Source organism: uncultured Bradyrhizobium sp. (assembly GCF_936928535.1).
GTDB lineage: Bacteria > Pseudomonadota > Alphaproteobacteria > Rhizobiales > Xanthobacteraceae > Bradyrhizobium.
The window spans coordinates 1-8,700 of the sequence record NZ_CAKZHY010000139.1 but is presented as its reverse complement, the minus strand read 5'-3'; the positions used below and the strand labels follow the sequence as shown (position 1 = coordinate 8,700).

Annotated in this window: 12 protein-coding genes and 1 pseudogene; 4 read left to right on the top strand and 9 right to left on the bottom strand. The window is 59.5% G+C overall.

Annotation, left to right across the window (positions count from 1 at the left end; translation table 11 throughout):
* Positions 1 to 279 precede the first annotated feature (279 nt).
* Both Q0687_RS27715 and Q0687_RS35885 read left to right on the top strand, forming a co-directional pair.
* Positions 280 to 594: a hypothetical protein gene (locus Q0687_RS27715; RefSeq protein ID WP_298884177.1), complete on the top strand. Its 315-nt coding sequence runs from the start codon at positions 280 to 282 to the stop codon at positions 592 to 594.
* 238 nt (positions 595 to 832) lie between these two features.
* Positions 833 to 1,045 (top strand): DUF2061 domain-containing protein, encoded by a 213-nt coding sequence (locus tag Q0687_RS35885; protein WP_363324001.1) that lies wholly within the window; start codon positions 833 to 835, stop codon positions 1,043 to 1,045.
* A 106-nt stretch (positions 1,046 to 1,151) separates the two neighbouring features.
* Here the strand turns inward: Q0687_RS35885 and Q0687_RS27710 are convergent, their stop codons facing one another.
* The 4 genes from Q0687_RS27710 to Q0687_RS27695 form a co-directional block, all read right to left on the bottom strand.
* Complete coding sequence (locus Q0687_RS27710) at positions 1,152 to 1,784, bottom strand: tyrosine-type recombinase/integrase (RefSeq protein ID WP_298884174.1); 633 nt, start codon at positions 1,782 to 1,784, stop codon at positions 1,152 to 1,154.
* 194 nt (positions 1,785 to 1,978) lie between these two features.
* Entirely contained in the window at positions 1,979 to 2,470 is a 492-nt protein-coding gene (locus Q0687_RS27705; RefSeq protein WP_298884172.1) for a lipocalin-like domain-containing protein, read from the bottom strand.
* Between the two features lie 57 nt (positions 2,471 to 2,527).
* Positions 2,528 to 3,244 (bottom strand): dienelactone hydrolase family protein, encoded by a 717-nt coding sequence (locus tag Q0687_RS27700; RefSeq protein WP_298884171.1) that lies wholly within the window; start codon positions 3,242 to 3,244, stop codon positions 2,528 to 2,530.
* A 16-nt stretch (positions 3,245 to 3,260) separates the two neighbouring features.
* Complete coding sequence (locus tag Q0687_RS27695) at positions 3,261 to 4,241, bottom strand: tripartite tricarboxylate transporter substrate binding protein (RefSeq protein ID WP_298884168.1); 981 nt, start codon at positions 4,239 to 4,241, stop codon at positions 3,261 to 3,263.
* Between the two features lie 156 nt (positions 4,242 to 4,397).
* Here Q0687_RS27695 and Q0687_RS27690 point away from each other — a divergent pair, with 156 nt between their 5' ends.
* On the top strand, positions 4,398 to 5,309 hold the full coding sequence (locus Q0687_RS27690; RefSeq protein ID WP_298884165.1) for a LysR family transcriptional regulator: 912 nt from the start codon (positions 4,398 to 4,400) through the stop codon (positions 5,307 to 5,309).
* 626 nt (positions 5,310 to 5,935) lie between these two features.
* Here the strand turns inward: Q0687_RS27690 and Q0687_RS27685 are convergent.
* From Q0687_RS27685 to Q0687_RS27665, 5 genes are all read right to left on the bottom strand, one after another.
* Positions 5,936 to 6,301: an IclR family transcriptional regulator C-terminal domain-containing protein gene (locus tag Q0687_RS27685; RefSeq protein WP_298884180.1), complete on the bottom strand. Its 366-nt coding sequence runs from the start codon at positions 6,299 to 6,301 to the stop codon at positions 5,936 to 5,938.
* A complete protein-coding gene (locus Q0687_RS27680; RefSeq protein WP_298884163.1) occupies positions 6,298 to 6,624 on the bottom strand; it encodes a hypothetical protein in 327 nt (108 codons plus the stop codon). The genes Q0687_RS27685 and Q0687_RS27680 overlap by 4 nt, the downstream gene beginning before the upstream one ends.
* Before the next feature lie 460 nt (positions 6,625 to 7,084).
* On the bottom strand, positions 7,085 to 7,552 hold the full coding sequence (locus tag Q0687_RS27675) for a hypothetical protein (RefSeq protein ID WP_298884160.1): 468 nt from the start codon (positions 7,550 to 7,552) through the stop codon (positions 7,085 to 7,087).
* Positions 7,549 to 7,803 carry a hypothetical protein gene (locus Q0687_RS27670; RefSeq protein ID WP_298884157.1) on the bottom strand — a complete coding sequence of 85 codons (255 nt, stop codon included), beginning with the start codon at positions 7,801 to 7,803 and terminating at the stop codon, positions 7,549 to 7,551. The genes Q0687_RS27675 and Q0687_RS27670 overlap by 4 nt, the downstream gene beginning before the upstream one ends.
* A gap of 444 nt (positions 7,804 to 8,247) precedes the next feature.
* Positions 8,248 to 8,406 (bottom strand): hypothetical protein, encoded by a 159-nt coding sequence (locus tag Q0687_RS27665; RefSeq protein WP_298884154.1) that lies wholly within the window; start codon positions 8,404 to 8,406, stop codon positions 8,248 to 8,250.
* A 32-nt stretch (positions 8,407 to 8,438) separates the two neighbouring features.
* Between Q0687_RS27665 and Q0687_RS27660 the strand changes: the two are divergent.
* A pseudogene (locus Q0687_RS27660) lies at positions 8,439 to 8,700 on the top strand (glycosidase); the annotation flags it as partial.

Here is an 8,700-nt window from a genome sequence, read left to right as displayed (position 1 = left end):
CGCAAAGTCGCCGGGAATCTTATCGCGCGAATCACAGGAAGCAGAGCCTTTTCACGCAGCCTGGGCCCGTGGCTGACCTCGGCCTTGAGCGTAGCGATGCCCGCTTCCGGGAGATGATCCGACCAAGGCATGCTGGCTGCCGAGGGCAGCCTTTGACCCATAGGCGACCTAGGCGCGGGACGCATGGGCCGCCTCCTGCGTACATCCCCTTAGGGCACCGACCTAAATGTTTTGGCGCTTCATCTCCTGCTATCGGTTATCAAAGGAGTGGAGGCGAGCATGCGATTGGGACTAAAGCTCATCGCTCTTGGAATTATTCTTCTGCTGCCGAAGACTCATCTTTATCTGTCCGAGGCTCATCTCTCGGAAGCGCAAACCGCTTCAGAGCGCCAGATGTTAAGCCCGGTTGCTCATTGGGATGTCAACTCGGCGAGTTATTTCACGGTCTCTGCGGCTAAAACCTCTAAGTGTCCAGCGAAGCCCGGGTACGACGGCAGCGACACCGTGGCCCTTCACGCCATGGATACGAGCCCGAAGGGGTCGTCCGCATATCGCAGCAAAGATATAGACCTGCCGAGGGGTGGGCAGGGCTGAAGGTCTGCTTCTGGACCATCGCGATAAATGTAGGAGGTCTTGCTGAGGTCTTCTGTCGGATGCAGAGCCGACTTGATTTGGTCGCTGCAAGTAAAGCGGCTCGTGACCCAACCGAGACATTCGATGGTTACTGCCGAAGGCGCTGCAGCCGGCGATTCTGGCATCCGTGCAACTGTTCAACTAGCATCCCTCCCGAGAAAAACGCCACTGACTTTCGCGGTGAAGGCGGAGAGGGTGCATGCGCAACGTAAGTCCCCGTCGCTCCTTGGTGAAAGCAATAACCTACCGCGTTGTGGTTATGACTTTGGACTTTCTGACAATCTACCTACTGACTGGAGCGGTACATGCTGCCGTTGGCTTCATGATCGTTAGCAACATCTACACGTCGCTCGCCTACCTCGTGCACGAAAGATTGTGGGCCAAAATCCGGTGGGGAATTGAAGACCGCTAGAGCGGCACGCGAATGACGGACGCCGCCCATCTTGTCTCAAATGCCCGCTCATGGCCCGAAGCCGGCTGTGAGGGCAAAGCAGATCTCGTCTGCTCTGCCCTCGAAATCAGACGTCGACTTGTTCCGCTATCGCGAGGGCGTCATCAACCTCGATGCCGAGATACCGGACGGTACTCTCGATCTTGGTGTGCCCCAATAGGAGCTGCACGGCTCGCAGGTTGCCGGTTCGGCGGTAGATCAAGGTCGCTTTGGTTCGACGAAGAGAATGTGTCCCGAATAGGTGCGGGTCCAATCCAATGTCAGCGATCCAGTGAGATAGGAGGCGGGCATACTGGCGGGTTGTCATGTGTCCAGCCTGCCGTCGACCAGTGAATAGGTATGCGCCCGACTTCTTGCCGGTAGCCCGGAGATAGTCATCGATCGCCTGACGGGTGGATTCCGTCAGTTCAAATTTGACCGGCCGGCCTGTCTTCTTCTGTCTGACGCTCGCGCGGTCCGCCGCATATCCACCCGGGGCAACGTCATCAACTTTCAGAGCTACAACATCGCAGCCGCGAAGCTCGCTGTCGATGGCGACGTTGAAAAGCGCCAGATCACGCATCCGACCTACCACTTGAAGTTTGGTGCGAATTGACCAGACATGCTTTGGCCGGAGCGGCGGCTTCGCACCGACGATCTTTCCCTTATTCCAAGGAGTGCGTTTCGAGACGGCATGGGTAACGCTCAGAACATCGATCATGTTGACCTCCTCAACTTGTGAGGCTGGTCATTTTCGGCCCGGAGGCCTTCCAATCCCTTTTCCGCTTTCAGACGATTGAAGACGTACCCACGTCCACTTCGAGCGATGGGAGGGACGATTTTGACCCACAGGCGACATTTCTGTGTTGGGGGCTCCTTGGATGGGCAAGCATTTCGCCAAGCGTTCCACCGCTGTCAGTGTTCGCGTTCCCAGGTCAGAGCGCCGACGACTTTCTTACCCTGATAAATGCCAACAGAGCTGACTTGTTCAGCCGTTCGGAGGCTCAATCGGTCACCCTCCAACTTGAAAAATCTCACCTGATCCAGCCCGGTGAGGAGCTCGTTGCCCGATATGTCGACCTTGGTCGTGAACTTGTCTCCGTCGATGGTGAATTTACCGGAGTAGACAAGCAACGACTTGAGGAGCGCCGCTGCCTCGTCGTTGTTTGTTGCAGGCTTGCGGTTTGCTCCGACAATAATGAAGGCCGCAAATCCGTCCGGCGTGAAGAGTGCCCTGCCTTTCGGGTTAGGACCAAACGGTTCGGTCGCGTCGCCGCCGACAATTTGAATGGTCCAAGAGGTCAATTTCCAACTTCCGACCAGTTGCTTCGATGCGTCGTCCGCAAACATAGGTCCAGACGAGAAATAACAACAGAGAGCAACCAATAAGGCAACGAGACGCGCCATGCTGTTCTCCCTGAATGGCAAGTCGGGTTCCGACCATGAACAGGATAGCCGGGGCAATCAAAAGTTACGAGCCTCGGACGGCGACTGGAGACGTTGAAGAATCTCACAGGCGCGCCTCATTGAAAAATCATATGCTACTCGGTCGAAGGACGGGCTTGTCCGCATCATATAGCCGTGGCGTATCCCGGGCAAAATGTGCACTTCGACGTTGCCCGTGCGCGCCGCTGCGTCACGATACGCCTGCAGCACTTCGGCCGTGGCGCGATTGTCCTCGTCGCCCCAAATGAAGCGGACTTGCTCGCGGACCCCGGCAAGCTCGTGAAGATAGTCCAGCATCTCCGACCCGTGACAGCTGATACCGGCGGCGTAGCCAAGTCGCCTGGGTCCGAGAATCGCATAAGGGCCGCCGTAGCAAAATCCCATGACCACCGCCCGGCCGTTGAATTGCGGGATCCTGCCGAGGTGTCTCAATGTGTCGATCATATCGTCTTCGCCGACCTTGATTTGTTGGAGGCGCGGCTGCGCGCGCTGGGCCGCACGCGGGTCGTTACGAGGCAGCGGGCCGGCCATCGAACGCCAGAACAGATCCGGCACTGCGACGATGGCCCCGTATGCCGCCAGCTCGTCGGCGATGGCGATCATGTCGGCATCCACGCCGTGAATAGCAGAGGCAAGCACGATTGCAGCGACCTGCTTTTCAGTCCCGGGTACGACCAGATAGCAATCGAACGCGCCGCCTTGCTTCGCGCAAATCTTGCTGAATGTCCCCTGCATGTAAAACTTTACCCCGCTATTCCGGTCGGATCTTCGCGAGGCTGATCACTTTGGCCCACTTCTCGGTTTCATCGGCCATCAGCTTGCCGAAATCGGCGGGCGAGCCGCCCAGTGCCGTCGCGTCGAGGCCGCGCAGGCGCGTCCTGAACCCCGCATCGGCCAGAGCGGCGTTGGCCTCCTTGTTGAGCTTGTCGATGATCGCGCCTGGGGTGCCTTTCGGCGCGCCGATGCCGAACACCGAGCTGGCCTCGTAGCCGGGCACGAATTCGCCGATAGAAGGCACATCCGGTAATGCCTCGGATCGCATCGCCGTCGTTAGCCCGAGCGCGCGCAGCTTGCCGCTCTCGATGTAACCGATCGAGGGCGCCACATTGACAAAGACGACCTGCACCTGCCCGCCGAGCAGATCCGTGATGGCGGGCGTCACGCCTCGATAGGGCACATGCTGAAGATCGAGCCCCCCGGCGGCCTGCTTGAACAATTCCGCGGCGATGTGGGTGATCCCGCCCACGCCGCCCGAACCATAGGAGAGCTTCCCGGGATTGGCTTTGGCATAGGCGATGAACTCCGGAATTGTATGGGCAGGAACCGATGGGTGGATCACCATCACGAGGCCGCCACGGGTCAGGCCTGCGACCGGCGCGATATCCCGCAGGAAATTGAAATCGAGATTTTCATATAGCGTGGCATTGATCGCGTTCGGCGAACCAACCAGCAGAAGCGTGTAGCCGTCGGAAGGCGCGCGCACGACCGCGTCAGTGGCGAGATTGCTTCCTGCGCCGGACCGGTTCTCGACGATGAATTGCTGGCCGAGCCGCTCCGACCACCAGTCTGCGACCAGACGCGCGAGAATGTCGTTCGGGCCGCCGGCGGCGAAGCCGACCATGATCCGGACCGGTCGAGAGGGATAGGTGTCGGCGCAAGCCAGGCCCGACAGCAGCGCCGGTGCGGCGACTCCGGCCGCGAAGTGTAGAAATTGACGTCGGGAGGAAGTCACAGGCTTTGCTCCGTCGAACCTACGCCCACGCTGGCTCTCTTAAACGGTGGAGGATAGTTGATGCTATCATAAGCGCATAAGGCTATTGTCTGATGAGACCATCTCAAAACGGACATGGGTGCTCTCATGCAAATGAGCGATCGCATCGGAAAGCGAATGAAGCTGCAGGATCTGCACGTGCTGATGGCGGTGGTGCAGGCCGGCAGCATGGGCAAGGCGGCAGTCCTGCTCAACACCACCCAGCCCAACATTTCGAGATCGATCGCGGAACTCGAGCGGGCGTTCGGCGTCCGCCTGCTGGATCGCCACCGGCGCGGAATCGAGCCGACCGCGTGCGGCCGCGCCCTGATCGATTGCGGCGCCGCCGCCTTTGACGAGCTACGGCGGGGCGTGAAGAACATCGAATTTCTGGCCGATCCCACCGCCGGAGAGGTGCGGATTGGAAGCACGGCTGATCTGGCGGCGAGCTTCGTTTCCGCGCTCATAGACCGGCTCTCGCGGCGTCATCCGCGGATCAGATTTCAGCTCGTGACCGGCTACATCGAGGCGCTGCATCGCGACCTGAGCGAACGCAAAGTCGATCTGTCATTCGTGCGCAGTCGCGGCCCGATTGCCGACGAGCGGCTGCATTTCGAGTTTCTTTTTGAAGATCGCTACGTCATCGCGGCGGGCGCAAAAAATCCATGGACGCGTCGGCGCAATATCCAGCTCTCCGATCTGGCGGAGGAGCGTTGGGTGCTTCCGCCGCGGGAGAGCGTGATCGGCTCCATCATCACGCAAGCCTTTCTTGCCCGAGGGCTCGCGTATCCCCAGGCGACGGTGGTCACCGATGCCCCCCATATGCGGGTCAGCCTGCTGGAGACGGGGCGGTTCATCACGGTTTTCCCGGCTTCCACCCTGAAATTTCTCGCCAGGGAGGCGGCGCTCAAGGTCTTGTCCATTGAGCTGCCAGCGGACCGTCGACCGAACGGGATGCTCACGATCAAGGACCGCACCGTCAGCCCGGTTGTGCAGCTCGTCATCGACAGCGCCCGTGAGCTCGCAAAGCCAATGGCGAAACAAAAGTGACAAACAGCATGTCGGTTTGTGGCCCATCTGCGAAGTTGCAGCGCGTCTGACGGAGGTCCGCTCGTCGCGGCAGAGCGGACCAGATTTTCTCAACCTGTGTTCTTCGCATTTTGGCCGAGCGCACTGCGATTCTTCTTTCGAGAGGTGTAGCCTTGTGCCTCAGACTTCCATTCTGCCGCCCCGGCTGAAACGGGCTCTCTCAGGGGCGCCTCGAACTCGCCCGAGATTGACGGCCGAATCGGCCGGTGAGGTGGTACACGACGGTGGTCACAAAATCCGGCCGGGATCTTCGTGAATCCTTGTTTTCCGCAGGTTTTGGCGCATCCGCGGCATCGGGGAAGAGAGTCCCACTCTCTCCGCCAGCGCTTTCCGCAAGCCCCCAAACTCCATCACTTGCGGCGCCACGTTCGAGTATGGGGTGACCGACTTCAGTTGCGGTTAAGACCGTACTCACCGCGTCAGCAGGATTCGCTTCCAGAAGGCCTCTCGCTCAAGGATGGTCTCGTCAGGAGTCGGGCTCGCGCGATATTCAAGTAAGGCAAACCGGAAATTGTTTCGGCAGTATGCACGACGTGTGCGCCCAGAGACCAAGAAAAACCATTCGAAGCAAACGTGGGTTTCTGAACTTACCGGTCGCGACCGATGCGTCCTCCAATCGCCTGCGTAGCGCGATCTGCACTGTCGAGTAGCGCTTTCACCTGATCGCTTGTCGAGTCGAGGTTCATGGTCGCGCGTGTGCCAGCCAGGCTAAGCGTAAAGCGAACGTCGTCGTTCCAATCGGTGACAGGCGCGGCGATCGACACGTATCCAACGAGGTCTGAACGGACAATGCTGGTGTAGCCTTTACGCTTGAGTTCGCGCTTCGCGTCCTCTCGAAATTTCTCGATTTCGGGCTTGCCGCCGAACACGCCGTTCCATTCTTTTTGAATAAGGGGCGTCGTTTGCGGGGAGGGGAGGCACGCTGCGTAGATCTTTCCCGCTGCAGACGTCAGCTGTGGATCGGCGCGGCTTTTGACCCCCGACCGGCGCCCAACATTGACCCCGCCTCACATGCAGTAAGCGCCTGGATCGATTTCAAATTTGGTGCAGTGAGAGGGGTCAATGTTGGGCGCCGAAAGGGGTCAATATTCGGCGCCGCGACACAGTCTGATCGCACTGGCGGACCGACCTCTTCGATCACGTCGTACTCGAACGCGACCCCTTCGGGGTCGTTCTTCTCGAACCACGTTTCAGCGGCATCGACCGTAGCGAAAACCTTGATGTGGTCCCTGTCGCCGACCTGCTTAGCGGTATGGACGTATACGAAGACGGTCATTAATCCCTCTTCGGGCTTGCGGCGGTGAGACGGCCCCGGCTCGCAGGGGGCTTGGGGGGTATGGGCCGGGGCCGCTCCGCCAGCTCGGCGGCGAGCCAGCACTTGATCAAGCTTGAGAACGTGCGCGAGTTCCTGCAGCTTAACCTACGTTATGGCGCGGAACCGTCTGTAGGCGCACCATGGTCTGTTGCCGATTACCTTCATCGATGATTGCGGGCCCGCCTTCCTTTCATCGAAAGGAGCGTGCCGTGGTCAAGCGGCGCCGTTTCAAGCAGGAGCTTACGCTTCGAGATCGTCTGGAGACTTGGTCCAAGAAAATCGAACTGGAGGCTTCGAAGCTTCCCCATGGTCCTGAACGTGACGCCTTGAGAAGGCGCGGCAGGTCGACGTAGCCAATCATCTCAGCGAACGGGTTGAGTCGCCAGGAATGCAACCGCCGAAATAGGAACCCGGTCCGACACTACAGCATTACCGGCGCATGCCGAGGTACTTCTTTCATATCACGCATGAGCGCCATGAGATTGATCAAGAAGGCGAATATCTTCCCGACAAGCATGCGGCGTGGAAGGAAGCCACGGTAACAGCCGGACAGATCCTTCAGGGCATAGACGGGAAGCTTGCGCCCGGCCGGGACTGGCGGATGGAAGTAACGGACGAGTTCCAGAACACGCTGTACGTTCTCCACATCCGCGCTGAACAGCCTAAGGGGCCGCCTCACGAACGGCGCGAAATTCAAAGGAAATCTTAGTATCCCCGCTACGGAATTGGACCCGTGGACCGCGACCCAAACAAGTCTGACAAGCGGAAGGATTCCTCCCGCACCCAAGTGGCCATACAAGTGGTCGAGGAATACTTTCGCGACCTGCGGGAGATCATCAAGAAGCTCCGCCGCAAGATGAACTAAGGCCGCCTCGGTTGCAGACCTCATCCGATGCTCGACGATCCTGCGTGCAGCTTGGTCCGGTTGCCTGTTAGCTCCTCGACGTAGTCGTCGATCGCGCTCCGCAGCTTATCCGCGTCTGCACCGTGGGCACGGCGACCGAAGATCAGGTAGCCCCTCAGCCGACCGAGGTCGAACTGGTCCGCAGCAATGTCAGCCGCGCGCTCAGCCTCGCGGCGTTGTTGCTCGCGATATTCGCGCCAAGCATTCGCGGCTGCTCGGTTCTCTGCCTTCGTCATGGCGCTATCGAAGCGCGGCGTTGGCGAGAGTCAAATTATCAATTACTTGAGCCCAAGCATCAACCGACCGCGCCAACCAGTGTCATCAGGATCGACACCTCATGACCCCACATCTGCTGTTCTGCAAAGCTACTCGTCGTGCCCGCCGCTCATCGACCGACCATGACGGAACGCGCCCAAACGCCCATCTGCGGTCGTCTATCCGTCGATCATTGATCGCGCTCGACACCGCCCAGCGCCCATTCAACGATAGCGATAGCCTCGTGCCGCTCGCTGCACCGGTTCGAACTCCATCAACCAGCTCGCCTGCAGTGCTCAAATCCCCATAGCGATTGCCGCACCGCCTTACGTCCCCTAAGCGCGGTTTCCTCCCTTGGAGGCTTTCGGACGCCGGCCGCCCGAATATGCCGCGCTGTCACCGCTGCGACCGGCATCCGAAACCCTTCACAAAAGCAGACTCATGCGGCGCAACAAAACGAACTCCTTCCGATCGCCGATTTCGGCGTCGGAAATCACCAAGATGACCCACAGCGGGCAACTCGCCCGCCTGAGTGAAAGCCGCGTACAGCCCGCGCCGCTGGTTGCCTGACGGCCTTTGACCATTTTCCCTTCTCTTGAAACACTCCGAGGACAGTTTGTCGCCATCTCCATTCCTGAACCGTCAGGCACTTTATTTGCGGCCCGACCCGACACGGGTCATTGTGCGCCCCTTCAAGCCGGCGACCGAGCCGCGCGATCTCAACCCCACGGACAAGACCCGTGCGAACCACATCGTCGATCGGGTTCTGGCACTCGGCGCCGAGGCGGCAGCCCGCCAACTCGACGATGTTCTTGAAAACTTCAACCGCCTCAGATTCTGGGCGATGGCCGCTAGAACAAATTCATCCTGGGCACCTC

Coding starts and splice junctions, on each gene's coding strand:
- Q0687_RS27715 (WP_298884177.1), top strand. CDS start 280: ATGCGATTGGGACTAAAGCTCATCGCTCTTGGAATTATTCTTCTGCTG.
- Q0687_RS35885 (WP_363324001.1), top strand. CDS start 833: ATGCGCAACGTAAGTCCCCGTCGCTCCTTGGTGAAAGCAATAACCTAC.
- Q0687_RS27710 (WP_298884174.1), bottom strand. CDS start 1,784: ATGATCGATGTTCTGAGCGTTACCCATGCCGTCTCGAAACGCACTCCT.
- Q0687_RS27705 (WP_298884172.1), bottom strand. CDS start 2,470: ATGGCGCGTCTCGTTGCCTTATTGGTTGCTCTCTGTTGTTATTTCTCG.
- Q0687_RS27700 (WP_298884171.1), bottom strand. CDS start 3,244: ATGCAGGGGACATTCAGCAAGATTTGCGCGAAGCAAGGCGGCGCGTTC.
- Q0687_RS27690 (WP_298884165.1), top strand. CDS start 4,398: ATGAAGCTGCAGGATCTGCACGTGCTGATGGCGGTGGTGCAGGCCGGC.
- Q0687_RS27680 (WP_298884163.1), bottom strand. CDS start 6,624: ATGACCGTCTTCGTATACGTCCATACCGCTAAGCAGGTCGGCGACAGG.
- Q0687_RS27675 (WP_298884160.1), bottom strand. CDS start 7,552: ATGAGGTCTGCAACCGAGGCGGCCTTAGTTCATCTTGCGGCGGAGCTT.
- Q0687_RS27670 (WP_298884157.1), bottom strand. CDS start 7,803: ATGACGAAGGCAGAGAACCGAGCAGCCGCGAATGCTTGGCGCGAATAT.
- Q0687_RS27665 (WP_298884154.1), bottom strand. CDS start 8,406: ATGGTCAAAGGCCGTCAGGCAACCAGCGGCGCGGGCTGTACGCGGCTT.